We start from the raw sequence: 23,522 nt of genomic DNA on the forward strand, positions 1-23,522 counted from the left end.
TCCCTCTTCAACGAGGCATCGATAGCGGTGTTGCATCGCCAGCTGGAATATCAATATTGCGTTTTAAACCCCGAAAACCCAAGGTTTCTTCTCGATGCGCCGTCACCTGTAAGATGAAGTCAAAGTTGGCTTAGTTCCTGCTTTAGCAATAAAAATATTCAATTTTTGCCTTTGGGATAGGCACGGAAAGGAGATTCTATGAACCCAACTCAAATGGCTAAGCAGCCGGTATCTGGTGCGAGCTATTTTCTTCGCGGATTTTCCCTCATGTTTACGCCCGGGATCCGTCGCTTTGTCATTATTCCGTTGGTCGTAAACCTGCTTTTGATGGGCACCCTAATTGGTGTTGTCCTTTCTCAACTCAGTGATTGGATTAATGGCTGGTTATCCTACCTACCTGAAATGCTGAATTGGCTCTCATATGTCTTGTGGCCTCTGCTGGCAATAGCAATATTAGTTATTTGTTCTTACTTTTTCAGCACCGTTGCCAACTGGATTGCGGCCCCTTTCAACGGCCTGTTGGCTGAACACTTGGAAGCTAAGCTGACAGGCAAACGTCCACCAGACGATGGCATTGCTGGCATCATTAAAGATTTACCGCGTGTGTTTAAACGCGAATGGCAGAAGCTTGCTTACTACTTGCCGAAAGCACTGGGTCTGTTATTGCTGATGTGGATTCCCGCCATTGGTCAAACGCTCGGCCCGGTGCTGTGGTTTTTGTTCAGCGCCTGGATGATGGGGATTCAATACTGTGATTACCCGTTTGATAACCACCGCGTCTCTTTCCCCAACATGAAAGCAACACTTCGTGATAACAAAGGCTCTACCATGAGTTTTGGCGCTTTGGTGATGTTTTTCACCATGACACCGATTCTCAACCTTTTTGTTATGCCGGCCGCCGTCTGCGGTGCAACGGCGATGTGGGTAGATAAATATCGCGGCAATCTTGCCCGCTATTAATTACTCCCAACTTCGTCTCAATGCTTCGGAAAAACACCTTTGCTCTACAGAGCAAAGGTGTTTTCTGCTTCTAAATACACTATTTAGTGTTACCCGCATCTGAAACCATGCTGATAACAATAAGATATAACTAACGATTACTTTGCTTTCAGCCAAATCAGGATATTCTAAATCTCGTATATCCCCTGCAAACCGAAGGAACGAAGAAGATGGGTAAAATTTACGAAGATAATTCAACCACTATCGGCAACACGCCGCTTGTACGTCTAAACCGTGTATCAAACGGCAAAGTGCTGGTAAAAATTGAAGCTCGCAACCCTAGCTTTAGCGTTAAATGCCGTATCGGTGCAAACATGATTTGGGATGCAGAGAAAAGCGGCAAACTGAAGCCTGGTGTTGAGCTGGTTGAACCAACCAGTGGTAACACAGGTATCGCGCTGGCTTATGTTGCTGCAGCCCGTGGTTACAAACTGACTCTGACCATGCCTGAGTCAATGAGCCTTGAGCGTCGTAAGCTGCTGAAAGCACTGGGTGCAAACTTGGTTCTGACCGAAGCAGCGAAAGGCATGAAAGGGGCGATTGCTAAAGCAGAAGAAATTGTTGCTGCTGACCCAGCGAAATTCCTGATGCTGCAACAGTTCAATAACCCTGCTAACCCAGAGATCCACGAGAAGACCACAGGTCCTGAGATTTGGGAAGATACTGAAGGCGAAATCGACGTATTCGTATCTGGCGTAGGTACGGGTGGTACGCTGACTGGTGTTAGCCGCTACATCAAAAACACCAAGGGCAAAGCAATCACCACTGTTGCAGTAGAGCCAGCTGAATCTCCAGTTATCACTCAAACTGTGAATGGCGATGACGTTCAACCAGCACCTCACAAAATCCAAGGTATCGGTGCAGGCTTCGTACCTGGCAATCTGGATTTGTCTCTGGTTGACAAAACTGTACTGGTTACCTCTGACGAAGCGATTGCAATGGCACGCCGTCTGATGGAAGAAGAAGGTATCCTTGCAGGTATTTCTTCAGGTGCTGCTGTCGTTGCTGCCAACAAAATTGCAGAATTGCCTGAGTTCGCAGGCAAAAACATCGTAACGATTCTCCCAAGTTCTGGTGAGCGTTACCTGAGTTCTGCACTGTTCGCTGGCATCTTCACAGAGCTTGAAAACCAGCAATAACAGGCCTCGCGCTTCCAAATCCAATCGCATGATTGGCAACAAAAAAGCCCCGTTGGGGCTTTTTTGTTTGATTTTTTCAGCCTGCTCTAGTAAAAAATCCCCGCCTTTTATTTTCGGCCTCGAAATTAATATCCGCCTCGACTGTGAGTCAGGTGTTGTTTTGAGCGAAAATGTCACAAAAGTTTGACTTGGATTAAGCTAGGGCACTCAAATCTTGGTTAGTTTACCGTCCATCGATAGCCAAAACTGGTCAATCAGTTTAAGCTAACCGAAGATTTAATACATAAACCTAAATAAATAATGTATCGGGGTAAAACATGTATCAAAAGCAAGTAGAAATCACTGCTGAAAACGGTCTGCACACTCGTCCTGCGGCTCAGTTTGTTAAAGAAGCGAAAGGCTTCGATGCAAAAATCACTGTAGAATCTGGCGGTAAAGAAGCAAGCGCAACCAGCCTGTTCAAGCTGCAAACTCTGGGTCTGACCAAGGGTACTGTTGTTACTATCAAAGCAGACGGTGCACAAGCTCAAGAAGCAGTTGATCACCTGGTTAAGCTGATGGACGAGCTGGAATAATCCAGCTCTTTTTCTATCCATTAGTATTTCAATTTGATCAATGTAGGGTAAGGCTATGATTTCAGGTATCCTGGCATCTCCTGGTATTGCTTTTGGTAAAGCGCTGCTACTCCAAGAAGACGACATCGTCATCAACAAAAATCCAGTTCCAGCTGACCAGCTAGACGCAGAAATCGCTCGTCTTTACGACGCACGCGAAAAATCTAAACAGCAACTTGAAGTGATTAAAGACAAGGCGCGCGAAACTTTCGGTGAAGAGAAAGAAGCGATCTTTGAAGGTCACATCATGCTGCTTGAAGATGAAGAGCTAGAAGAAGAAATCATAGCTTTCATTAAGGACAACAATGCTTCTGCTGAATACGCGATTTACAGCGTTATCGAAGAGCAAGCAGTCACCCTCGAATCTCTGGACGACGAGTACCTGAAAGAGCGTGCAACTGACATTCGTGACATCGGCTCACGTTTTGTTAAGAACGCACTGGGTATCAACATCGTGTCCCTGAGCGCAATCAATGAAGAAGTGATTCTGGTCGCTAACGACCTGACTCCTTCTGAAACTGCACAAATCAACCTAGACTACGTGCTGGGTTTCATCACCGACATCGGTGGCCGTACGTCTCACACCTCTATCATGGCGCGTTCTCTGGAACTGCCTGCGATCGTTGGTACCAACGACATCACCAAGCGTGTGAACAACGGCGATATGCTGGTTCTTGATGCAATCAACAATACGATTGTTATCAACCCAAGCGAAGAAGAATTGACCAAATTCAAAGCTATCCGTGACGAGTTCATCGCAGAGAAAGAAGAGCTGGCAAAACTGAAAGACCTGCCTGCTGTTACTCTGGATGGCCACCAAGTGGAAGTATGCGGCAACATCGGTACAGTGAAAGACTGTGACGGCGTTAACCGCAATGGCGGTGAAGGTGTAGGCCTGTACCGTACAGAATTCCTGTTCATGGACCGCGATGCGCTGCCAACTGAAGAAGTTCAGTACAAAGCGTACAAAGAAGTTGCAGAAGCAATGCATGGCCACCCAGTGATCATCCGTACCATGGATATCGGTGGTGACAAAGATCTGCCATACATGGACCTGCCAAAAGAAATGAACCCGTTCCTGGGTTGGCGTGCAGTTCGCATCAGTCTGGACCGTCGTGAAATCCTTCGCGACCAGCTGCGTGCAATCCTGCGTGCGTCTGCACACGGTAAACTTCGCGTGATGTTCCCTATGATCATCTCTGTTGAAGAAATCCGTGAGCTGAAAAAAGCAATTGAAGAGTACAAAGCGGAACTGCGCGCCGAAGGTCTGGCATTCGACGAGAACATCGAGATCGGTGTGATGGTTGAAACCCCTGCTGCTGCTGCAATCGCTCACCACCTTGCAAAAGAAGTTGAGTTCTTTAGCATTGGTACAAACGACTTAACCCAGTATACTCTTGCGGTTGACCGTGGTAATGAGCTGATCTCTCACCTGTACAACCCACTGTCTCCAGCAGTACTGACCGTAATCAAGCAGGTTATCGACGCTTCTCACAAAGAAGGCAAGTGGACCGGCATGTGTGGTGAGTTGGCTGGCGACGAGCGTGCAACGCTGCTTCTGATGGGCATGGGTCTGGACGAGTTCAGCATGAGTGGTATCTCTATCCCACGCATCAAGAAGATCATTCGTAATGCTAACTTTGCTGATGTTAAAGCAATGGCGGAAGAAGCACTGGCAATGCCTACTGCAGCAGAAATTGCTGAGCATGTAGAAAAATTCATTGCAGAGAAAACTGTCTGCTAAGATACAGCAGCAAAGAATTGATAACGCTTAGGAGCAAACACTATGGGTCTGTTTGACAAACTGAAGAAGCTGGTTTCTGACGACAGCAACGACGCTGGCGCGATCGAAATCATCGCACCACTGTCTGGTGAAATCGTAAACATCGAAGACGTGCCAGACGTTGTTTTCGCTGAGAAAATCGTTGGTGACGGCATCGCGATCAAACCAGCTGGCGACAAAATGGTTGCACCAGTAAACGGTACCATTGGTAAGATTTTCGAAACTAACCACGCGTTCTCTATCGAATCTGAAGACGGCATCGAGCTGTTCGTTCACTTCGGTATTGATACCGTTGAACTGAAAGGTGAAGGCTTCAAGCGTATCGCTGAAGAAGGTCAGACTGTTAAAGTTGGCGACCCAATCATCGAATTCGATCTGGCTATGCTGGAAGAGAAAGCGAAGTCTACCCTGACTCCTGTTGTTATCTCTAACATGGACGAAATCAAAGAGCTGAACAAGCTGTCTGGTGCCGTTTCTGTTGGTGAAACTCCAGTACTGCGTATCAAGAAGTAATTCTTGATACGCAAGAAAAAGCGCAGCTTCGGCTGCGCTTTTTTTGTGTCGGTTAGAAAGGGAGGTGAACACTTCCCTTTTTGTTTAAAACGTTTCTGACAGTTGGTAAAGACGCAGCCCTGCTTTCAATGTCTCCGCATCTGCAGAGCCTTCAAAGTTGACTGTTACCGGAGAACATGGCATCAACGTGAAGCTACTGTCACTGAAGCGTCCCTCGCCTTCAAACTCAAGATGAACAAAGAACGCTGGCAAATCTGACGTCAATACCAGCTGCAAGCCATCCATCCCTTCTATGATTTCAACGTCCACTGAGGCCTTAGGTAGTGGCAAGCGCTTATAAACATCATCAAACCAGGTGTTGGTGATCTCCTTGCCTTCGCATTCCATGACCACATGGAAGAAACCCTGATGTTTACGCTCATCAATCACTTCTCTATCGCATTGCCAAACCATTTGGTTGTCATCTTCGCCCAACTTGGTTTCAAACGGCCAGGTATCAATCACTTCGCCTTGCCAGTCATACCAAGTCACCTGCCCTCTAACATGTACATTCCGGTGCTCATCATTGATCAGACGAAGTGCCAACGCATCTTGCTCTTCCACGAATACCGCCGCCTGAGCATCAAAGAAGCGCTTGGCATGATAGTGGAGTTGCTTCCAGCGCCCCGTGTACTCAATGCTTGACCACGAGCTCACTGGCCAACAGTCATTCAGTTGCCAGTAGAGAATCCCTCGGCACAGTGGTTTGTTGGCGCGCCAGTATTCACTCGCTGTCTTAATTGCCAGTGCCTGCTGAACCTGGCTCAGATATAACATCTGTGCGAAATCTTTCGGAAAGCGGAAGTAGCGGGTGAACATCTCCGTCATGATGCTGTTGCCACGTCCATTTTTCTGGTGTTGCTCAAAGGTCGGTGATGTGACGTTCCAGTCGGCTTCTGAAGCGAAAGTTTTCACTGTTGGAAGAGACGGCCAGGACTGATAACCAAACTCACTACAAAAACGCGGCTTTACTGTGTGGTAGGCATCAAAGGACTTACCTGAGTGCCACACATCCCAGAAGTGCATGTCACCCTTGTTGTCATCATGCCAGGCATCGCCAAAGTCCAACTCACCATTACAAGGCGAACTCGCCCAGAAGCGGCGGTAAGGGTCCTCACGCTCAACCACTTCCTGCAGCACCCGGTTAAGGCGATCATAATTCACCACGTACTTTTCGCGGTTGGTGCGCGACTCTGGATACCAACCGATCGCACCAATAACTTCGTTATCACCGCACCACAGGGCAATAGAGGCATGATCGCTGAGACGACGCACCTGATACGCCACTTCCAGCTCTACATCTTTCAGAAATTCTGGTGTTGAAGGATAAAGCGCGCAGGCAAACATGAGATCTTGCCACACCATCAGACCCAGCTCATCGCACAACTCGTAGAAGCAGTCACGCTCATACATACCACCGCCCCAGACACGAATCATATTCATGTTCGCCGCTTTTGCATCTTCTAAAAGCTGACGATAGCGTTCTGGTGTTTGCAATCCCGGCATGGCATCCAATGGAATCCAATTAGCCCCTTTGGACATGATCGCTTTACCATTCATCACAAAAGTCAGTGCCGACCCAGCTTCGTCTGGCGTGGTATCCAGATGGAGCTCTCGAAGACCAATGCGTTTGGTGACCCGTTGACCATCAACCGATACAGTCAGTGAGTAAAGCGGTTGACTACCGTACCCTGTTGGCCACCAACGCTCTGGGTGAGTTATCGTGAAGCCACAAGTCAAAGGCTCAACATCTGCTGCAATGATAGTGCTTTGTGACTCACCACAAGGAGATGTAAGCACGCATTCAATCGCCGCAGAATCAGTACCAACGACTTCTGCATCGATAGAAAGGGTAAGGTCGCATTGGCCATTACTTTGCCATTGCTGGGCAGTGCGAACACCTTTGAGCGCCACATTGTGAATTGGCTGTAACTTCACGCTGTCATAAATACCGCTGGCAAGCAGGCAAATACCCCAGTCCCAGCCAGCGTGGCATTGGGTTTTGCGAAGGGTGTTCATGTGAGGAATTTGATTATTACCCACCGCCCAAGGCACAGGAAATGGCAAACGTTCAGCACGTGCTTTCGCCTCAATATCGGCACGCTTCAAGGTGACAGTGAGTATGTTCTCACCTTGCTTGAGGTAAGGACGCACATCAACTCGATATTCTCGGAACATATTGGCGCACAGCAAGACAACCTCGCCATTCACCGCTATAGATGCCACGGTATCGACCATACTCAGCATTAGGTCAACACGAGGTGCTTCCAGCGTTGATGAATCTGCCTCGAACGATTTCGTCAGGAGCCAATCATGCTCACTGACCCATTGAACGTCAGTTTCATTGCAACCGTAGTAAGGGTCAGGGATTTTATCAGCTGCCAACAAGGCACTGTGAACATCACCAGGGATTTGGATCGGTGCGACAATGCTGTCATCAGCTAATGATGTCAGTGTCCATTCACCGTCGAGTATTAATTGGGTCACGCAATTTCTCCGGATAGTACGAGATGCCGCGAACCGCTAATTCCTTGATACTGCAAAGCGTCCTTGTTGCCACGCCCATTCAACGACTCTCAAAACATAAAAACTGGGCTGAGAACACCACAGATATGAAAAGCCGTCGAGTAGAATAAGGACGTATATGCCCGCCAATTGTCATTTCCAAAATCTGGCTCAAAAAACCGGAAAAGCCCTTTTAACCGCGCTCACAAATTCACATAAAAAAAGCACCGACTAACGGCGCTTTTAATGTTATCAATAAAATTCAAAGCATTGATAAATCAGATGCTTTCTAGCACATCCATTGAAGGTGCATAGAAGTAAGCGCCTGTTACTGGTGTGGTAAAGCGAAGCAGCATGTCTGTTTTACCATCGCGCTCACCGAACATGCTTTCCAGCATGGTCTTGTGTACATGTTGAGTGTGACAATAAGCTAGGAACAGCAGACCGTGCTCACCGGAAACAGAGCCATATGGCAGACTGTGGCGAACCATTTTCAGACCTTTGCCATCTTCTTTGATATCGACACGGCCAACGTGAGAAGTTGGCGGTACATCTTCAAGTTCAATCGAATCTGGCTTGGTGCGGCCAATCACTTTCTCTTGTTGCTTGATGGTCAGCGGCTCCCATGCTGCCAGTTTATGCACGTAACGCTGCATCATAACGACACTGCCACCAGCACATTCTCCATCAGCGATGATCGCCACATCACGACGCGCTTCTTCGCCTTCCGGATTTTCTGTACCGTCGATAAACCCAGTCATGTCACGCGAGTCTAGGTAACGATAACCGTATGTTTCATCAATGACTTCGATCTCTGACGCTATAGGAGACAAGAACTTTCTTAGTAAGAAGAAGTTAAGATCATGACGGGTTGAGTGGGCATGAAGGAAAATATCACACTCCGTTGCTGGTGCATGGGCATCACCTTCCCCCAGAGGGCGGAAGCCCGCAAAATCAGCAGGTGTTACAACGCCATTGTCGGCGCAAAAAGCCGGAGAAAAAGAGACAGCCGCTTTTAAATCAGCACCTGGCTGCTGAGCATTAATGTCACCAACCAGAGAGTGGAGTGCGCGACATTGCGCAAGAACGGCAGAAGCAGAACCTTTGACTTTCAGGACTGTGTAAAGTGCGAAAGGGCCTGCATCCGCAACGATTGCCGGTTGAGAGACCGCCATGTAGAACCTCCAGATAATACAGCTAGACAACCCAAACAACCTCAAAACACGGAAAGCAGCCAGTATTTTAAGGTCGATTAGGTCTTTAATTTTTAGTGTTTTAAGAAAACTAGCATATTACCTGTGAAGCGCCGAGACTTTGTCTCAGATCTGTAAAGTGGGATTTCGGGCACTTATACCGAAGTAATTTCCACTTTAAGCGATGCAAATTCATCCAATTGCTCATTGCTTTGGTTTACAGAGGCTGGCGTATTAAGGCCTGCACTGACAACTGGCGACATAATGGTTCGCCAGCCACCATCATCACACTGTTCTTGAACCAGAAGGGAAATCTTCACCTCATCAGCCGTTACTTCTAAAAGCTCGGCTTTACCGATGAGTGCACCTGTTGCTTCGCCGTTATCAAACAGCACGGTTTCTTCACCAGGCACCAATGATACCGAGGTTTGCGCACGGTGTTGCTTTCCGGCACGATCCATTTCGAAATTAACGTCAACCTGCCAGTCAGCCATGGCCAAGGGGCTTAACATTGCGCTGAACAGGACAAGCCCTTTCTTCCACTCATTCATTTTTTTCTTCTCTTGTAATGGGGGCTTCAAACAAAAACTGAATACGGCGGCTTCTTAATAGGTATAACGCCAGCCAAATCGCCATCAGTAACATTAACGCTCCACTCCAGTGGAACTCCCAACGCTGAGTCATCAGATGCTTGATTTGCAGTATCAAATCACCACTCAACGCCACTAGGAGAATGTACTTACCGCCCCGCCATATCCGCTGGAAAAAAGCAGGATATCGATGAAGACTTCCAGCCATCAGCATCAAAGCGACAGCAGGAAATCCCAGTGCCAGCCCGACATAAAGTGCATCATGACTTGGGTAAATCAGCGAGAGCAAATCTTTGCCTTGCTCCCGGCTGACGCCTGCAATCACAAACACTATCCAGGAACGCGCCAGAAAAAGACCTGTCAGCCAGAACATTAGGTTAGGCTTCGCGTTGCCATGTTTGTCGTAATAGTCAGGAGATTGGTACAAAAGCGTATTCATCTATCTTTGTTCTTCAAGGTTATGTACCGCCACCGGTAACGGTCTGCGTGCAAAAAAACAATGTTCATAACCCTCCTTGGCACTTTGTCAGTATTCACGTAGAGCACAAAGCTCAGGCTCATTATTTTGCGGTGTAGCTCAGTATCTTTCAGCCCAAGCTTTTAGCTCGCTCACATTTATCAAATGGTCACTGCCGTCCCGCTAACACTCACCATCAACATTCCACCATTGGGGCCGACCACTTCATAATCAAGGTCAATCCCCACCACAGCGTTTCCTCCTGCGGCACGTGCCCGCTCTCTGAGTTCTTCGAATGCAATTTCACGCGCCTTAGCAAGTTCTTGCTCGTAAGCCGCCGAGCGACCGCCGACTATGTCGCGAATGCTCGCAAAAATATCTTTAAAAATATTCGCACCCAGGATTGCTTCACCAACGACTACGCCATGGTAGTGTCTAATTTCGCGTCCCTGTACTGTTGGAGTAGTGGTTAAGATCATTTGTCCTTTCTCCCTTTTATTGTCATTAGAGGTCTGACACGATTCTCAGATTTTGGTTTCGTGACATCCGTTTATCATCGTTATAATCGCTCACTAAGTGATACCGTTAAAGATGAAAATAAGATGAGCAACGCGACGCCCTCGCCTGAAACCCAGCAAGAAGCCATGAAAATTGCCAAGGCGACGCAAAAGCCTGGACAGACCAAAGAACAAACCAAACTCATTGCTCAAGGCATAGAGAAAGGCATTGCGCTATACAAGAAACAACAGAAAGTTAAAGCGCGGGATCGCGATAAAGAGCGAAAAAAGCAGCTTAAACAAAAACAGGTTGATACAACCCAAGTGCAGGATGTGACTGAAACTGAACAGTCAGTGTCTACGTCTCGCAACCTTCTGCCTTGGGGACTGCTGATAGCCAGTTGGGTAGGGTTTGCAGCCTATATAATGAGCAACCAATAACAGGGAATACACCATGAAAAAGACGCTCTCACTCGCCACTGCCGGCGTAGCCATGATATTTGCGCTTGGATGCGCACAAGGAGAAGACGCCGTGACAGATAAATCTCTTAGTCCATGTGGCGACAAGCCAAACTGTGTATCCACACAAGACACTCGTGAAGACTTTAACGTGGCGCCTTTTGAATTGGCCGAAGGCGTTTCTATGGCTCCAATCCTCGAAGTCGCGCTCAACATGCCCGGTGCCCGCCTTGGCGATCAAGAATCCGGTTACGCGCGTGTAGAGAGCGTCAGTAAGATCATGCGCTTTGTTGATGACCTGGAACTTCGCATTGATGGTGAACAACTGATTGTCCGTTCCGAGTCACGTGTCGGTTATTCTGACTTTGGCGTCAACCGCAAACGCGTTGAGGCGCTACGTGTGGCGCTTCAGGAAAAGGGACTTATCAAGTAAATGGATATTCCGGCACTTAAAGCACACAGCGAATCGCTGGTCGGTATCCGTCATGATGTGAAGTGGGGTGGTGTCGACGTTTACAGCGTGCACCAGACCAAGATGGTTTGCATTTTCTATGATGGAGAGAAGATGGCCTGTAAGGTGCCGGAGGATTTGTTCATTATGATGGCGGAGATCCCGGATTGCCGTCCGGCGCCGCACCTAGCAAGGGCGGGATGGATAGAATTTGGCAAAAATTGTCCCCTGCCAACGGTGGAAATCGAAAATATCATTTCCCGTTCCTGGCATTTGGTGGTGGACAAATTGCCCAAATATGTTCAGAAATCGCTAAGGCCTGTTGGCGCCGAAGCCTGAAAACAAAAAACGCAGACTCGATAGCTGCGTTTTTTGTTTTACACCGTAAGCGTTCCCATGATGTCCTGCTTACGCTCTTCAACCCACTCACGTTTGAATGGGCCCCAGTCAGTAAGGCGGTAGTACCCGTCGTTGTGGCGACGTCCATCCTGAATGAAAGACAATTCAATACCGAGACCTGCCAGAGACTTGATCACATCCTGAATAGTGCGGCGTGGCCAGCCAGTGGCTTCAATCAAACGCGGAACGTTTGGACGTTCCATTTCTTCAACCAAAAAAGCGAGATACAGTCTTCTTGCAAAAACCGGATTCAGTTCCATTGAGACCTCCTAATATGACTGATTTCCATTATTCAATGAATTGCAAAGGAGGTATTGCGCTTGATCAAAATGAACGTCTATTCATTAGCATGTCTTTTGGTCGTTAACTCTCTCCACACCATGCGCCTTGAATCGCATTGATCAGGTTTTCCACTTTGCTATCTGCAATGCGGTAAAAAACGGACTGAGACTCTTTGCGCGTCTCGACTAATCCAGCTTGTCGCAACACGGTGAGGTGCTGGGAAAAAGCAGATTGGCTCAAGGCACTATTCTCAAGAAGGCTCGAGACATTTTTCTCCCCTTCCCGCAACTGACAGAGCACCATCAACCTTTCTGGGTGCGCGAGAATTCTCAGCACTTTAGCTGCATCATTGGCTTGTTGTTGTAGTTCTTTACCCATTGCTGGCAAACACCCATTAAATTAGATTTATCTAATTTAATTTACATCAGAAACCGCTAATGTAGAAGTTTTGAATGAAATTGATTTATGAAGCTATTCGAATAGAAGTTTATTCAATGAAGGGGGAAGTCGCCTCACGCCTTGCTTTCAACACTTCGCAATGTCAATCTAGCACCCTCGACGTAGCACTATGAGGAAACAGTGAATGACCACAATGGTTTACGGGATTAAGAATTGCGACACCATCAAGAAAGCGCTGAAGTGGCTTGATGCGGAAGGCAAACCGTACACGTTTCATGATTACCGTAAAGACGGTATCGATCAGGAAATGTTAAAGCAATTTGTGGAAAAGCTGGGCTGGGAAGCACTGGTCAACAAACGTGGTACCACCTTCCGAGGACTTTCCGAAGAACAAAAGAACAATCTGGATGAATCCAATGCCGTCTCTTTGATGCTGGTTCATCCTGCCATGATTAAGCGCCCTCTTTTGGTTCACAACGACACGTATCACCTCGGCTTCAAAGCTGGAGAATACGAGACAATTTTTAGCAAATAACACCGATTTAAGAACAAGGACACACAACCCCATGACAGACAGTGCGGTATTGTCTCTGGCCAAGGAATTAATAGGCCGTCCATCCGTGACTCCAGAAGATGAAGGATGTCAGGAACTGATGATCGAGCGCCTCGAAGCGCTGGGATTCAAAATCGAACGCATGGTGTTTGAAGACACCACCAACCTTTGGGCTCGTCGCGGTACTGAAGGCCCGCTGTTTGCCTTTGCTGGTCATACTGATGTGGTACCAGCAGGCCCTTTAGAACAGTGGAAAACGCCTCCCTTTGAACCGACGATCGTAGACGGCTACCTGCATGGCCGTGGTGCGGCTGACATGAAAGGCTCACTGGCCGCTATGGTGGTCGCAACTGAGCGCTTTATCGCAGAAAACCCGGATCACCGTGGTTCATTGGGATTCCTTATCACCTCTGATGAAGAAGGCCCGTTTATCAACGGAACGACCCGTGTGGTCGACACCCTGATGGCACGTGATGAAATCATCGACATGTGCATTGTTGGCGAGCCAAGCAGCACGAACGCGGTGGGTGATGTGGTGAAAAACGGCCGTCGCGGCTCACTGACAGGTGATGTCACCTTCAAAGGTATCCAAGGCCACGTTGCCTATCCGCACCTTGCTAAAAACCCAGTGCATCTGGCTCTGCCAGCACTGGCAGAGCTGACCGGCGTTCAATGGGATGAAGGTAACGCCTACTTCCCGCCAACCAGCCTGCAAATTCCAAACGTCGCCGCTGGAACAGGCGCAAGTAATGTTGTTCCGGGTGAGTTCCATGTCCAGTTCAATTTACGTTACAGCACCGAACTGACTGCGCAGGACATCGAAACCCGCACGCATGCAATCTTCGACGCGCACGGTCTGGACTACGATATCAAATGGACCTACAACGGTTTGCCGTTCCTGACAGATGCTGGTTCTTTGCTTGATGCTGTCGTTGAAGCCGTGGACGAAGTGAACAGCGAGAAGCCTCAGCTTCTCACCACTGGCGGCACCTCTGATGGTCGCTTTATCGCGCAAATGGGCGGTCAGGTGATTGAGTTAGGTCCGGTCAACGCCACCATCCACAAAGTGAATGAGTGTGTGAAGATTGATGATCTTGAGAAACTGACTGACATGTACCAGAAAGTATTGGAGAAAGTGCTGGCCAAATGAGTTGGACCCTTTCATCACTGACAGGACAATCACAAGACCATCTGTGTACACTCGCAGATGGTCTGATGCTGCATAATGAGGTTCAGTCGGATTTTTTGGCTATGCAGAGTGCCGCAGAAAAAGCCGGATTTGAACTCACTATTGCCAGCAGCTTTCGTGACTTCACCCGTCAGCAGATGATATGGGACAACAAGTTCAATGGCCTTCGCCCCATACTTGATGGTGACGGAAATCCTTTGGATGTCAGCCAGTTCAGTGAAGACGATAAAGTACGCGCTATATTGCGCTGGTCAGCCTTGCCGGGGGCAAGCCGTCATCACTGGGGCACCGATATCGACATCTATGCAAAAAACCTCTTGCCTGAAAGTATCTCCACCCAGCTTGAGCCTTGGGAATACCTTACCGGACACCAAAAGCCTTTCTTTGATTGGCTTTTGATCAACATGAAAACACACGGCTTTTACCTACCTTATCGCGAAGATAGAGGCGGTGTGGCATTTGAGCCCTGGCACATCAGCCATATCCCAACCACGCAAGGGGCGCTGGATATCCTCACGCCTGACGCACTCCGCACCGCGATCGCATCTTCTGACATCGCTGGACGGGAAACTGTGCTAAACCAGCTGGATTGGATATATTTTCAGTACGTCTCGAACGTTTGTGAGGTCTGAACATGGATATACTCACCAATCCCTACGTGATCATTTTTATTGTGGTCGCCGTTGTGGTCAGCAACATCATGGCACTGAAATACACGGCCAATGCCAAATTCGGTATGAAGCAAAAGCCTAAGCCAAAAGATGAAGACCAAAGCAACGAGCAAAAGAAAGAGCGAAAGCCTTACGATGATGAGGATGACGACGACAAATCGTCTTTCTGGTGATCGAAAGCGGCGACCAAAGGGTCGCCTTTTTTCAGTCTGAAACTTTTTGCGCAAACGTTTGCGTTTTCAGTAACAGCACATGTTCAGTTCTGGTATCATGCAAGGCGTTTGGAGGGTGAGAGTCAGGAAGTCGCCGCTCTCACCGCATAGAATATTGTCTTGCCAGTGACGAAGCCTCGTCCGGCCACTTTTAGATAGGAATGTCTCAATGAGCCTTGCGAATCAAGTTCTCGCCGTTAACGACGATCTTCCCATTCGTACCCACCAACCTGTTCACAGCGGTAAAGTCCGCTCTGTCTACTGGCTGACAGAAGAAGACAGCAAACGTCTTATTCAGGAAAAAGGCTATGACGTTGCCCCTGATGCGCCACTGGCCATCATGGTGATCAGTGACCGTATCTCCGCGTTCGATTGTATCTGGCATGCTGAAGGCGGCCTGAAAGGCGTCCCTGGTAAAGGCGCTGCACTGAATGCCATTTCCAACCACTGGTTCCGCCTGTTCAAGGAAAATGGCCTGGCAGACAGTCATATTCTTGATATTCCCCACCCGTTTGTTTGGATTGTTCAAAAAGCCAAACCCGTCATGATTGAAGCTATTTGCCGTAAATACATCACGGGTTCAATGTGGCGTGCCTACGCAAAAGGCGAGCGCGAATTCTGTGGCATTGAATTGCCTGAAGGACTGGAAAAAGATAAAGCGCTGCCAGAGCTTCTGATCACACCATCGACCAAAGGTATTCTAAAAGGCATTCCAGGTGTGCCTGAAGCGGATGACGTGAACATCACCCGCAAGAACATCGAAGATAACTTCGCTGCGTTTAATTTCTCATCTGCTGATGACATTGCGCGATACGAAACCTTGCTCAAAGAAGGTTTTGGCGTGATCAGCAACGCACTCGAAATGATTGACCAAACCTTCGTCGATACTAAGTTTGAGTTTGGTTATGTTACTGATGCAGCTGGTAAAGAAAAGCTCATCTACATGGATGAAGTGGGTACACCGGACTCTTCCCGTATTTGGGACACCAAGGAATACGTGGCTGGCAATATTGTTGAAAATTCCAAAGAAGGCTTCCGCCAGTTCCTGCTGAACTATTTCCCTGATCCAGACATTCTGCTCAACAAAGAACGTATGCCAGAGCGTGAAGCTTTAGCACGCGACAACGACTTGCCTGTAGATGCACTGATGGACATATCGCGCACCTACATTGGCATCGCAGAGAAAATCACTGGCGCACCGATTCATCTGAGTGACAACCCGAAACAGGAAATCATCGACATCCTGAAAGAAGAATACGGTTTGATCGACTGATTCTTGAAAAATGAGAGACAAAAAAAGAGGACGCCTTGGCGTCCTCTTTCTCGTTCTGTACAGACTTATTGGTTGTTTAAACGCTCTACGGCGGCAGTGAATGCAGGCGCGATACCGGCCAACACATCTTCACTTACAGGCTTGCCTGAACTATCCGTCACGTTAATTGACGTACGGTTACCCAAGTCACCCAACAGAATGTTGTAGTTTTTCTGGCTAAGCTGAAGTGGCAACACACCAATTTCTTCCCAGAACTCATCATCCGGGGACTTGAATTCGACAGTCAAAGTACCTTGCGAGCGGTTACGATCTTCGATGGTGAACCCAAGCTCACTCAAGATATTCGGGAAGCGTTCCCAGAACACTTCATACGGTGCACGAGCGATAATGACTGGCGATCCACCCCGGTCTTTACCTAGGCTAATTGGAATGTTCTTCACCAACTCCAGCGCGCGCAAACGTGCTTCTTCACGCAGGTCGGCATCATAACGGGCAGTAATCATATTAGTCATTTGCGCGTTATAGCGGTCACGTGATGCCTGGGTCAGGTTATCTGCAGAGCCGTTACGCTTCCATTCCACCATTTCGATGTGGAAACCATAACGATTACGTTCCTCTACGGGTTTCACCACATAGCGACTTTCAATGACTTCTTCATCTTCGTCAATCGTCCAGACCAGCCAATCCGTTTCAATGCCGTCTGGCGATGAAGTGCGAACCGGGATCTGAGATTTTGCCGTCATGTCCTCAATGGTTTCCCATAGGCGCTGTGCTTGTTCTTCACGTGGCATCCAGACAGTGACACCCTGTCTGTTCTGCTCATAGCGTGCACCCGGGATCAACTCAAGTATTTGCTGAGGTGGACGTATATCGATATCACGACCTACCGGGCCTTGGAAATCATTAGCTGGAATGCGGTAAGCACCGGAAAACTCAGGCTGCTGGTCAGGAAGGTTTTTCCAATCTGACAGCGGTGGTGTTTCAAGGTATTTAAAATCATCCGACGCCTGACGGCGCGAATCAGCGCTCGAGCAGGCCGCCAGCATAGCGACCATCACAGCACTCAAGCCGAACTTAAAAACAGGTTTCATTAAAACTCCAAAGAAGCGTTACAGCACGCCTGCATCCAACAGAGCCTGCTTCACTTTAGGCTGCAGTTTCACATCCAAAATGGTCAGCGGCAGACGCAGTGTACCGTCCGCGATCAAGCCCATTTCATGCAATGCCCACTTCACTGGAATTGGGTTAGCTTCGACGAAAAGATCAGTGTGCAAAGGCATTATCTTCTCATTGATTGAACGGGCTTCGTCCATTTCTCCTGCCAGCGCCAGTTTGATCATTTTTGCCATTTGCGCTGCAGCAATGTTGTTGGTCACTGAAATCACGCCATGGCCGCCAGCGGCAACAAAATCCAGGCCAGTGAGATCATCACCACTCAGTAAGATAAAATCTTCGCCACAAAGTTCACGGTGAAGTCGAACACGGTCCAAATCACCGGTCGCATCTTTGATGCCAATAATGTTTTCGAACTCAGAAAGTCGCGCAACCGTCTCTGGCAACATGTCAGCAACAGTACGGCCTGGCACGTTGTACAGAATTTGCGGAAGTTCGCTCGATTCAGAGATAGCTTTAAAATGCTGGTACAGACCTTCCTGGGAAGGTTTGTTGTAGTAAGGCACGACGCTCAGGCAACCAGCGATACCAGAACCCGCAAACATTTTGCTGAAGGTAATCGCTTCATGAGTTGCATTTGCGCCTGTACCTGCGATGACAGGAATGCGTCCATCGGCGAATTCGAGTGTCTTCAGAACAATCTTGATATGCTCTTCTACGGTGACAGTGGCAGACTCACCTGTCGTCCCGACAGAGACGATGGCGTCAGTGCCTGCATCAACATGAAAATCAACGAGATTTTTCAAACTGGCGTAATCAACTTCACCAGAGCTATCCATAGGCGTGACAAGTGCCACGATACTTCCTGAAAACATTTCCATCTCCAAAAACGCGTTTTGAACCATGGTACTTTTGGCGACAGGCAAAAACAAGCACGCTGAAGGGGCTTATACCCTGTGTTTGCGCGGTTGATCACCGTGAAAATGAACGATATTGTGCGCTTAGACGTATTGCCACTCGCGACAATGATTTATCCGCGTATTTTAACAAGACGCATGCTCACTCGTTGCGACATGAAAATTAAGAAGGAAGAAACATGCAAACGCTCGAAGCCGGTGCGGCAGCACCAGAATTCTCGCTGCAAGATCAAAACGGAAACACAGTCTCTCTGAGCCAGTTCAAAGGCAAGAACAAAGTGCTGGTTTACTTCTACCCGAAGGCAATGACACCGGGTTGTACAACTCAAGCCTGCTCACTGCGTGACAGTAAAGCAGAACTGGATGCACTGAACACCGTCGTTCTTGGCCTAAGCCCAGATCCAGTGAAAAAGCTGAAAGGCTTTGAAGAAAAGAAAGAGCTGAACTTCGCCCTGCTGAGTGATGAAGACCACGCTGTTGCCGACGCTTTCGGCGTCTGGGGCTTGAAAAAGTTCATGGGCAAAGAGTATGACGGCATTCACCGTCTAAGCTTCTTGGTGGATGAGAACGGTGTTATCGAACATGTGTTCAACAAGTTCAAAACCAAAGACCACCATGACGTAGTGATCAACTACCTGAAAGGCGAGTAAGCCCTACAGGAACGAAAAAGGCCGTCAATGACGGCCTTTGTTGTTTCTGCGACTAACCCAACTATGGTAGCTATTTTTCTGGAAACGGAATTGCCAGTGCTTCAGGGTAACCTCTCAGCGTAGTCAACGTTTTAGCTTTCTCCACTACCTGTGATTCGGTCAATGACTCGGTCAGCGACAGTGCTGGTGCATTCCAATCTGAAGGCAATGTCACACCATGAAGCGCTTCTAACTGTTCAAGGATGCGGTCTGCCGCTTGCAGTGCCGATGAAGCTTTAACCAACTCAACACGCGCGTAGCGCTCACCTTCAAAAGACGCATCTGCCGCACGCAGACTTGGATCGTCTCCCGGAATTTGCTGAGCGCCACAAAGCGGCTTTCCACCCACTTCGGCTTGCTCGAATTCCGGCAGCCATTTGGCGAAGTGGGAAATGGCGCGGGAAGTACGCTCTCGTATTTCTGGCCATTCCCAACCACCGTCTGCCTTCTCAACCATACTTTCTGGCAAGGGTGGATAAGAGGTTTGGTCGTCGCTTCTTACCAGACCACCTTCAAATAAGGTGATCTCTTGCGTCATGCCGTGGAGCTGAATGAATCCTTGAGGGTATGGCGTAAGTTGCGCCATACCCTGAGGGGTACCACGCTCTCCGTGAATAATCACTTCCGGCCACTGGCCGGGTTTAGATGGCCAATGAGCCACATACGCCGCTTTGTACTCGACCCAACGCTGTTTCGGTGAAGAAACCATGTCGTCCAGCTTGCCAGTGCGGAACCCAGCAGCATTAATCAAGTAATCAACACGTTGAGATACGACTTCACCTTCAGCGCTTTTTGCTTGTATGGTCCAGCCGTCACCCTCTGACACCAAATCAGTGACTTGGTGACCAAGTTTCAGCTCACAATATGGTGAATCTTCGAGGCCCAAAGCAGCAGTGGCAGCCAAACGGAAAACACTTAGGCCGTATTCCTGCACAACAACAATCGGATATTTGAAGTTGTCATGCGGCATGTGGTGCGCAACAGGAATCATCCACTCTTGTGGGGTTTGAGGTGACTCGGGTAGCGGAAGATCTGACAATGCCACCATGTCTTCGCGGAAAAACAGCGTGTAGTAATCGTCCGGCGACCCTAATACAGCATTATCAGGGTCTTGTTTTACGAGCATTTTGTAGTGCGTGGTAAGCAATTCGAGACGATTCAAAATGGCGTCGGGCTCGCCAGGGTCTGTTGTTGGGATTGCAATAACAGTGGGGCGTCTGTTGACGGAATGCGGATAAGCCCGCACGGTAGCAATAGATTGCTCCAACAGTGTTATACATTGCTGCTCAGAAATCTCACGGTACAAATTCCCACCAGCATGCAGATGACAAATTGGCGGTCCACTGACAAGGCTTGCCCCTGCTTCGAACAGCACGGTGTTAATGCCCATACCAGACAGTTTCAATGCAGCCGTTGAACCTGCAACTCCACCACCCACAATGCCAACAGTAAACGCTTCGCTTAATGTCAACGCACTACCCTCAACACACTTATCGACGTTATTTTTCATTTTATTCGTTAGCTAATCGCAACCTACTCTGACGGAGGAGGTAAAAATAAATAGAGACCCAAATTCAGGTCTCTAACAGTACTTACTTTAACACGGTGAAGATCAGTTTAGTTGTTAGTTTCTGCTATTGCTTCTTCTGGTTCATTCGAAGGTAGCGCATTCCATACCGCTTTCACCAATGTCGCCAGTGGGATAGCAAAGAAAACACCCCAAAAGCCCCAAAGACCACCAAAAACCAAAACCGCCACGATGATCGCCACTGGATGCAGATTCACCGCTTCAGAGAACAACACTGGCACCAACACATTACCATCCAGAGCCTGAATGATCCCATAAGCCAGCATTAAGTAACCCAGTTCAGGGCTGATGCCCCACTGGAACAACGCCACCATAAAGATAGGCAGCGTAACCGCTGCTGCGCCGATATAAGGAATCAGCACAGACAAACCGGTCGCGACACTCAACAGTGCCGCATAGCGGAGGTCCAAAATCGCGAAGGTAATGTAACTGGTGATACCCACGATGATGATCTCAGTGACCTTGCCACGGATATAGTTGGAGATTTGCTCATTCATCTCCATACCCACTTTATTAGTCAACCGGCGATTTCTAGGCAGTAAAGACGTAAACGAGCGCATCATTTCGTCTTTGTCTTTCAACAGGAAGAAGACCAACAGCGGCACCAAAATCAGGTACACCGCCAACGCAGCCAGGCTCACCAGCGAAGACAAGGAGCTCTTAACCACAGTTTCACCCATGCCCAGCACACGGCTTTGCAGTGTATCGATAAAGGTATTCACCATGTGCGGCTGAATAAGCTCCGGGTACTCATCAGGGAGATGAGAGACATAGCTCTGAAAATCGTTGAACATTTTTGGAATGTCAGCGATGAGGTTGATGATCTGGTTCCAGATAGTTGGCATCAAGCCAAAGAAAGCCAAAATCATAAAGCCAACGAAAAGCAGAAGAACCAGTATGACAGATAGCGTCCGGTTGAGACCCAGCCCTACCATTTTGGCAACAGGCCACTCCAACAGGTAAGCCAGTACGATAGCGACGAGAAGCGGGGCAATCAGGTTGCCAAAGAAGTAGATGACCACAAAGCCCGTGACGAGCAGCGCAATCAAACTGACCGCGTGCGGGTCTGAGAACCGTCGTTGATACCAACGGTTAAGCATTTCTAGCATGTAGGTTCCTGTTTATAGTTTGGTGACATTCATCACCGTCGCTCCCTGAACAGACTCGCACTCAAATTCAAAACCGTTCTTTTCCAAGTAACGGGGAATGTCCTTCAAGGCGCCACTGTCCGTAATATATAGCGCTATTTGCTGTCCTTGCTTCAGTGATGCACAGGCTCTTTTCGCCAAGAGCAACGCCATTGGACAACGTTGCTCGCGCAAATCAAGGGATTGAATTTCCATTCTTTCTCGCTGACCGCTATTATCGTCGGCATTGTATACTCAAACAACGCGGATAAGTAGTTTGGGTGTCCTGACAACCTCGCTGCGAAAGCCAGAACCTCTCGCCAGCCACGTTGTCTATCTATAACAACACCTCAATGATTTCGCGTGCTGGAGGCACCAACGTCAGTCATGCAGCTTTTCAAAAAAGCCACAACGAGCCTTCTTATTGCATCACTTACTTTTACATCACCAGTGATGGCGACGTCGTACAGTGATCTCCCTGAGATCGGTACCGCAGCAGCAGGTACGCTGACGGTTGAGAAGGAAATCGAATACGGCGACGCTTACATGCGTATGCTTCGTGGCAGCCAGCCTATCGTGAATGACCCTGTCTTATCGGAATATATTTCCTCACTGGGTGCATCTCTGGTCGCCAATGCTAATGATGTTAAAACACCTTTTGAGTTTTTTCTGATACGGAATCGTGACATTAACGCCTTTGCCTTCTTTGGTGGTCACGTTGCATTACACACAGGTCTATTTCTCCATGCACAGAGCGAAAGCGAGCTTGCGTCAGTTGTCGCTCACGAAATTGCGCACTTAACGCAGCGCCATTTGGCACGTGCTATGGAAGAGCGGGCAAAACAAACGCCGCTGACGATGGCTGCATTGGTCGGCTCTCTCATGTTGGCGATTGCTGCTCCTCAAGCAGGTATTGCTGCCGCTCAAGCAACCACGGCGGCGTCTATTCAAAGTCAAATCAACTACACCCGAAGCAACGAGAAAGAAGCCGACCGGATTGGTCTGGAAACCCTCTCCCGCTCAGGGTTTGATGTAAATGCAATGCCAATATTCTTTACCCGTATGGCTGACCAATACCGCTTTGCATCAAAACCACCGCAGTTTTTGCTGACTCACCCATTACCAGACTCACGTATCACCGATTCACGGTCTCGCGCGCAGCAATATCCACAACGCACGGTTCCGTTGTCGCCAGAATACCACCTGGCTCGAGCCCGCGTGATCGCGCGCTTTGCCGGTATTGATAGTGCGGCTGCCATCGATTGGTTTGACCGACAACTCAAAAAAGCTTCCCCTGCCCGTGCCCAGTCACTGAATTACGGTAAAGCGCTGGTGTATATCGACAGCAGACAATTCGATAAAGCCGGAAAGCTTTTAGCGCCGCTGTATAAGGCACAGCCAAATAACCGCTTCTATCTCGATGCGATGACAGATTTAGACGTCGCGCAGAAGCACTATGATGCGGCACTGAAACGTCTTGATAAAGCACTCGCCAGTCAACCAAACAATGCTGTATTACTGTTAAACCGTGATTATGTATTGGTGAAAGCGGGTCGTTATGACGAAGCCATCAAAGGGCTGGTGAGAGTGACGCACCGTTTCCCAGCCAATACCAATGGCTGGTCATTGCTTCAGGAAGCCTACGACAGTGAAGGTATCCGCCACGGCGCTTTGGCAGCACAGGCAGAGCTTTACGCCCTTCAGGGTCGCTGGCACAAGGCCATTAACAATTACACACAAGCCAGTCAGCTTGTGGAACTTGGCAGCCTTGATCAGGCTCGCTACGATGCACGTATAGATCAGCTCAGGGTACAGGAAGCGCGTTTCGCGGAATTGCAGCGCTGAGCGACAAACTAAAACGAAAAAGGAAC

The 23,522-nt window shown here is 48.6% G+C and carries 27 protein-coding genes; 15 read left to right on the plus strand and 12 right to left on the minus strand.

Features of this window, described 5'->3' with window-relative positions; translation table 11 throughout:
• Window positions 1-198: 198 nt before the first annotated feature.
• The 5 genes from cysZ (at window position 199) to crr (ending at window position 5,048) form a co-directional block, all read left to right on the plus strand.
• Window positions 199-960 carry a sulfate transporter CysZ gene (cysZ, locus tag GCE9029_RS10035; RefSeq protein WP_062663035.1) on the plus strand — a complete coding sequence of 254 codons (762 nt, stop codon included), beginning with the start codon at window positions 199-201 and terminating at the stop codon, window positions 958-960.
• Window positions 961-1,169: 209 nt separating this feature from the next.
• A complete protein-coding gene (cysK, locus tag GCE9029_RS10040; RefSeq protein ID WP_002537933.1) occupies window positions 1,170-2,138 on the plus strand; it encodes a cysteine synthase A in 969 nt (322 codons plus the stop codon).
• 317 nt (window positions 2,139-2,455) lie between these two features.
• Window positions 2,456-2,713: an HPr family phosphocarrier protein gene (locus tag GCE9029_RS10045; RefSeq protein WP_002537934.1), complete on the plus strand. Its 258-nt coding sequence runs from the start codon at window positions 2,456-2,458 to the stop codon at window positions 2,711-2,713.
• Between the two features lie 55 nt (window positions 2,714-2,768).
• Window positions 2,769-4,496, plus strand: a complete 1,728-nt coding sequence (ptsI, locus tag GCE9029_RS10050; RefSeq protein ID WP_062663036.1) for a phosphoenolpyruvate-protein phosphotransferase PtsI — start codon at window positions 2,769-2,771, stop codon at window positions 4,494-4,496.
• Between the two features lie 42 nt (window positions 4,497-4,538).
• Window positions 4,539-5,048 carry a PTS glucose transporter subunit IIA gene (gene crr, locus GCE9029_RS10055; protein ID WP_002537936.1) on the plus strand — a complete coding sequence of 170 codons (510 nt, stop codon included), beginning with the start codon at window positions 4,539-4,541 and terminating at the stop codon, window positions 5,046-5,048.
• Window positions 5,049-5,132: 84 nt separating this feature from the next.
• On the opposite strand, the gene GCE9029_RS10060 is transcribed toward crr, so the two are convergent.
• From GCE9029_RS10060 to GCE9029_RS10080, 5 genes are all read right to left on the minus strand, one after another.
• Entirely contained in the window at window positions 5,133-7,574 is a 2,442-nt protein-coding gene (locus GCE9029_RS10060; protein WP_062663037.1) for a beta-mannosidase, read from the minus strand.
• A 296-nt stretch (window positions 7,575-7,870) separates the two neighbouring features.
• Window positions 7,871-8,767: a Dyp-type peroxidase gene (locus tag GCE9029_RS10065; RefSeq protein ID WP_062663038.1), complete on the minus strand. Its 897-nt coding sequence runs from the start codon at window positions 8,765-8,767 to the stop codon at window positions 7,871-7,873.
• A 173-nt stretch (window positions 8,768-8,940) separates the two neighbouring features.
• Window positions 8,941-9,336: a hypothetical protein gene (locus GCE9029_RS10070; protein WP_062663039.1), complete on the minus strand. Its 396-nt coding sequence runs from the start codon at window positions 9,334-9,336 to the stop codon at window positions 8,941-8,943.
• The gene (locus GCE9029_RS10075; protein ID WP_062663040.1) at window positions 9,329-9,814 is read right to left on the minus strand and encodes a DUF2919 domain-containing protein; all 486 of its coding nucleotides are present in this window, start codon (window positions 9,812-9,814) and stop codon (window positions 9,329-9,331) included. The genes GCE9029_RS10070 and GCE9029_RS10075 overlap by 8 nt, the downstream gene beginning before the upstream one ends.
• Before the next feature lie 179 nt (window positions 9,815-9,993).
• Complete coding sequence (locus tag GCE9029_RS10080) at window positions 9,994-10,311, minus strand: heavy metal-binding domain-containing protein (protein WP_062663041.1); 318 nt, start codon at window positions 10,309-10,311, stop codon at window positions 9,994-9,996.
• 123 nt (window positions 10,312-10,434) lie between these two features.
• Here GCE9029_RS10080 and GCE9029_RS10085 point away from each other — a divergent pair, with 123 nt between their 5' ends.
• From GCE9029_RS10085 to GCE9029_RS10095, 3 genes are read left to right on the plus strand one after another with little or no spacing between them, the layout of a single operon-like run.
• On the plus strand, window positions 10,435-10,770 hold the full coding sequence (locus GCE9029_RS10085) for a DUF2956 domain-containing protein (protein ID WP_062663042.1): 336 nt from the start codon (window positions 10,435-10,437) through the stop codon (window positions 10,768-10,770).
• A 13-nt stretch (window positions 10,771-10,783) separates the two neighbouring features.
• Window positions 10,784-11,221, plus strand: a complete 438-nt coding sequence (locus GCE9029_RS10090; RefSeq protein ID WP_062663043.1) for a DUF1499 domain-containing protein — start codon at window positions 10,784-10,786, stop codon at window positions 11,219-11,221.
• On the plus strand, window positions 11,222-11,578 hold the full coding sequence (locus GCE9029_RS10095; protein WP_062663044.1) for an MmcQ/YjbR family DNA-binding protein: 357 nt from the start codon (window positions 11,222-11,224) through the stop codon (window positions 11,576-11,578).
• Window positions 11,579-11,616: 38 nt separating this feature from the next.
• Here the strand turns inward: GCE9029_RS10095 and GCE9029_RS10100 are convergent, their stop codons facing one another.
• Together GCE9029_RS10100 and GCE9029_RS10105 are read right to left on the minus strand one after the other, a co-directional pair.
• On the minus strand, window positions 11,617-11,898 hold the full coding sequence (locus GCE9029_RS10100) for a winged helix-turn-helix domain-containing protein (RefSeq protein WP_062663045.1): 282 nt from the start codon (window positions 11,896-11,898) through the stop codon (window positions 11,617-11,619).
• Window positions 11,899-12,001: 103 nt separating this feature from the next.
• Window positions 12,002-12,298 carry an ArsR/SmtB family transcription factor gene (locus GCE9029_RS10105; RefSeq protein ID WP_062663046.1) on the minus strand — a complete coding sequence of 99 codons (297 nt, stop codon included), beginning with the start codon at window positions 12,296-12,298 and terminating at the stop codon, window positions 12,002-12,004.
• Window positions 12,299-12,503: 205 nt separating this feature from the next.
• Here GCE9029_RS10105 and GCE9029_RS10110 point away from each other — a divergent pair, with 205 nt between their 5' ends.
• The 5 genes from GCE9029_RS10110 to GCE9029_RS10130 all read left to right on the plus strand — a co-directional run bounded on the left by GCE9029_RS10110 (window position 12,504) and on the right by GCE9029_RS10130 (window position 16,217).
• Window positions 12,504-12,854 (plus strand): ArsC family reductase, encoded by a 351-nt coding sequence (locus tag GCE9029_RS10110; protein WP_062663047.1) that lies wholly within the window; start codon window positions 12,504-12,506, stop codon window positions 12,852-12,854.
• 31 nt (window positions 12,855-12,885) lie between these two features.
• Complete coding sequence (dapE, locus tag GCE9029_RS10115; RefSeq protein WP_062663048.1) at window positions 12,886-14,022, plus strand: succinyl-diaminopimelate desuccinylase; 1,137 nt, start codon at window positions 12,886-12,888, stop codon at window positions 14,020-14,022.
• Entirely contained in the window at window positions 14,019-14,693 is a 675-nt protein-coding gene (locus tag GCE9029_RS10120; protein WP_062663049.1) for a M15 family metallopeptidase, read from the plus strand. Before dapE ends, GCE9029_RS10120 begins: the two co-directional genes overlap by 4 nt.
• Window positions 14,694-14,695: 2 nt before the next feature.
• A complete protein-coding gene (locus GCE9029_RS10125; RefSeq protein ID WP_002537949.1) occupies window positions 14,696-14,905 on the plus strand; it encodes a DUF2897 family protein in 210 nt (69 codons plus the stop codon).
• A gap of 208 nt (window positions 14,906-15,113) precedes the next feature.
• On the plus strand, window positions 15,114-16,217 hold the full coding sequence (locus GCE9029_RS10130) for a phosphoribosylaminoimidazolesuccinocarboxamide synthase (RefSeq protein WP_062663050.1): 1,104 nt from the start codon (window positions 15,114-15,116) through the stop codon (window positions 16,215-16,217).
• A gap of 65 nt (window positions 16,218-16,282) precedes the next feature.
• On the opposite strand, the gene bamC is transcribed toward GCE9029_RS10130, so the two are convergent.
• Window positions 16,283-17,308, minus strand: a complete 1,026-nt coding sequence (bamC, locus tag GCE9029_RS10135; protein WP_062663051.1) for an NlpB/DapX family lipoprotein — start codon at window positions 17,306-17,308, stop codon at window positions 16,283-16,285.
• Window positions 17,309-17,326: 18 nt separating this feature from the next.
• Entirely contained in the window at window positions 17,327-18,205 is an 879-nt protein-coding gene (dapA, locus tag GCE9029_RS10140) for a 4-hydroxy-tetrahydrodipicolinate synthase (RefSeq protein ID WP_062663052.1), read from the minus strand.
• A 221-nt stretch (window positions 18,206-18,426) separates the two neighbouring features.
• Between dapA and bcp the strand changes: the two genes are divergently transcribed.
• On the plus strand, window positions 18,427-18,897 hold the full coding sequence (gene bcp, locus GCE9029_RS10145; protein WP_062663053.1) for a thioredoxin-dependent thiol peroxidase: 471 nt from the start codon (window positions 18,427-18,429) through the stop codon (window positions 18,895-18,897).
• Between the two features lie 70 nt (window positions 18,898-18,967).
• On the opposite strand, the gene GCE9029_RS10150 is transcribed toward bcp, so the two are convergent.
• The 3 genes from GCE9029_RS10150 to GCE9029_RS10160 all read right to left on the minus strand — a co-directional run bounded on the left by GCE9029_RS10150 (window position 18,968) and on the right by GCE9029_RS10160 (window position 21,867).
• On the minus strand, window positions 18,968-20,446 hold the full coding sequence (locus GCE9029_RS10150; protein WP_062663054.1) for an FAD-dependent oxidoreductase: 1,479 nt from the start codon (window positions 20,444-20,446) through the stop codon (window positions 18,968-18,970).
• A gap of 107 nt (window positions 20,447-20,553) precedes the next feature.
• A complete protein-coding gene (locus GCE9029_RS10155; protein ID WP_062663055.1) occupies window positions 20,554-21,633 on the minus strand; it encodes an AI-2E family transporter in 1,080 nt (359 codons plus the stop codon).
• Window positions 21,634-21,645: 12 nt separating this feature from the next.
• Complete coding sequence (locus GCE9029_RS10160; RefSeq protein ID WP_062663056.1) at window positions 21,646-21,867, minus strand: sulfurtransferase TusA family protein; 222 nt, start codon at window positions 21,865-21,867, stop codon at window positions 21,646-21,648.
• A gap of 171 nt (window positions 21,868-22,038) precedes the next feature.
• Here GCE9029_RS10160 and bepA point away from each other — a divergent pair, with 171 nt between their 5' ends.
• Window positions 22,039-23,496 carry a beta-barrel assembly-enhancing protease gene (bepA, locus tag GCE9029_RS10165; RefSeq protein ID WP_062663057.1) on the plus strand — a complete coding sequence of 486 codons (1,458 nt, stop codon included), beginning with the start codon at window positions 22,039-22,041 and terminating at the stop codon, window positions 23,494-23,496.
• Window positions 23,497-23,522: the final 26 nt, after the last annotated feature.

The organism is Grimontia celer, from assembly GCF_900055185.1.
GTDB lineage: Bacteria > Pseudomonadota > Gammaproteobacteria > Enterobacterales > Vibrionaceae > Enterovibrio > Enterovibrio celer.

What these genes read in the sequence shown, in the direction of transcription:
- cysZ (WP_062663035.1), top strand. Translation starts at nt 199, where the DNA reads ATGAACCCAACTCAAATGGCTAAGCAGCCGGTATCTGGTGCGAGCTAT.
- cysK (WP_002537933.1), top strand. Translation starts at nt 1,170, where the DNA reads ATGGGTAAAATTTACGAAGATAATTCAACCACTATCGGCAACACGCCG.
- GCE9029_RS10045 (WP_002537934.1), top strand. Translation starts at nt 2,456, where the DNA reads ATGTATCAAAAGCAAGTAGAAATCACTGCTGAAAACGGTCTGCACACT.
- ptsI (WP_062663036.1), top strand. Translation starts at nt 2,769, where the DNA reads ATGATTTCAGGTATCCTGGCATCTCCTGGTATTGCTTTTGGTAAAGCG.
- crr (WP_002537936.1), top strand. Translation starts at nt 4,539, where the DNA reads ATGGGTCTGTTTGACAAACTGAAGAAGCTGGTTTCTGACGACAGCAAC.
- GCE9029_RS10065 (WP_062663038.1), bottom strand. Translation starts at nt 8,767, where the DNA reads ATGGCGGTCTCTCAACCGGCAATCGTTGCGGATGCAGGCCCTTTCGCA.
- GCE9029_RS10070 (WP_062663039.1), bottom strand. Translation starts at nt 9,336, where the DNA reads ATGAATGAGTGGAAGAAAGGGCTTGTCCTGTTCAGCGCAATGTTAAGC.
- GCE9029_RS10075 (WP_062663040.1), bottom strand. Translation starts at nt 9,814, where the DNA reads ATGAATACGCTTTTGTACCAATCTCCTGACTATTACGACAAACATGGC.
- GCE9029_RS10080 (WP_062663041.1), bottom strand. Translation starts at nt 10,311, where the DNA reads ATGATCTTAACCACTACTCCAACAGTACAGGGACGCGAAATTAGACAC.
- GCE9029_RS10085 (WP_062663042.1), top strand. Translation starts at nt 10,435, where the DNA reads ATGAGCAACGCGACGCCCTCGCCTGAAACCCAGCAAGAAGCCATGAAA.
- GCE9029_RS10090 (WP_062663043.1), top strand. Translation starts at nt 10,784, where the DNA reads ATGAAAAAGACGCTCTCACTCGCCACTGCCGGCGTAGCCATGATATTT.
- GCE9029_RS10095 (WP_062663044.1), top strand. Translation starts at nt 11,222, where the DNA reads ATGGATATTCCGGCACTTAAAGCACACAGCGAATCGCTGGTCGGTATC.
- GCE9029_RS10100 (WP_062663045.1), bottom strand. Translation starts at nt 11,898, where the DNA reads ATGGAACTGAATCCGGTTTTTGCAAGAAGACTGTATCTCGCTTTTTTG.
- GCE9029_RS10105 (WP_062663046.1), bottom strand. Translation starts at nt 12,298, where the DNA reads ATGGGTAAAGAACTACAACAACAAGCCAATGATGCAGCTAAAGTGCTG.
- GCE9029_RS10110 (WP_062663047.1), top strand. Translation starts at nt 12,504, where the DNA reads ATGACCACAATGGTTTACGGGATTAAGAATTGCGACACCATCAAGAAA.
- dapE (WP_062663048.1), top strand. Translation starts at nt 12,886, where the DNA reads ATGACAGACAGTGCGGTATTGTCTCTGGCCAAGGAATTAATAGGCCGT.
- GCE9029_RS10120 (WP_062663049.1), top strand. Translation starts at nt 14,019, where the DNA reads ATGAGTTGGACCCTTTCATCACTGACAGGACAATCACAAGACCATCTG.
- GCE9029_RS10125 (WP_002537949.1), top strand. Translation starts at nt 14,696, where the DNA reads ATGGATATACTCACCAATCCCTACGTGATCATTTTTATTGTGGTCGCC.
- GCE9029_RS10130 (WP_062663050.1), top strand. Translation starts at nt 15,114, where the DNA reads ATGAGCCTTGCGAATCAAGTTCTCGCCGTTAACGACGATCTTCCCATT.
- bamC (WP_062663051.1), bottom strand. Translation starts at nt 17,308, where the DNA reads ATGAAACCTGTTTTTAAGTTCGGCTTGAGTGCTGTGATGGTCGCTATG.
- dapA (WP_062663052.1), bottom strand. Translation starts at nt 18,205, where the DNA reads ATGTTTTCAGGAAGTATCGTGGCACTTGTCACGCCTATGGATAGCTCT.
- bcp (WP_062663053.1), top strand. Translation starts at nt 18,427, where the DNA reads ATGCAAACGCTCGAAGCCGGTGCGGCAGCACCAGAATTCTCGCTGCAA.
- GCE9029_RS10150 (WP_062663054.1), bottom strand. Translation starts at nt 20,446, where the DNA reads ATGAAAAATAACGTCGATAAGTGTGTTGAGGGTAGTGCGTTGACATTA.
- GCE9029_RS10155 (WP_062663055.1), bottom strand. Translation starts at nt 21,633, where the DNA reads ATGCTAGAAATGCTTAACCGTTGGTATCAACGACGGTTCTCAGACCCG.
- GCE9029_RS10160 (WP_062663056.1), bottom strand. Translation starts at nt 21,867, where the DNA reads ATGGAAATTCAATCCCTTGATTTGCGCGAGCAACGTTGTCCAATGGCG.
- bepA (WP_062663057.1), top strand. Translation starts at nt 22,039, where the DNA reads ATGCAGCTTTTCAAAAAAGCCACAACGAGCCTTCTTATTGCATCACTT.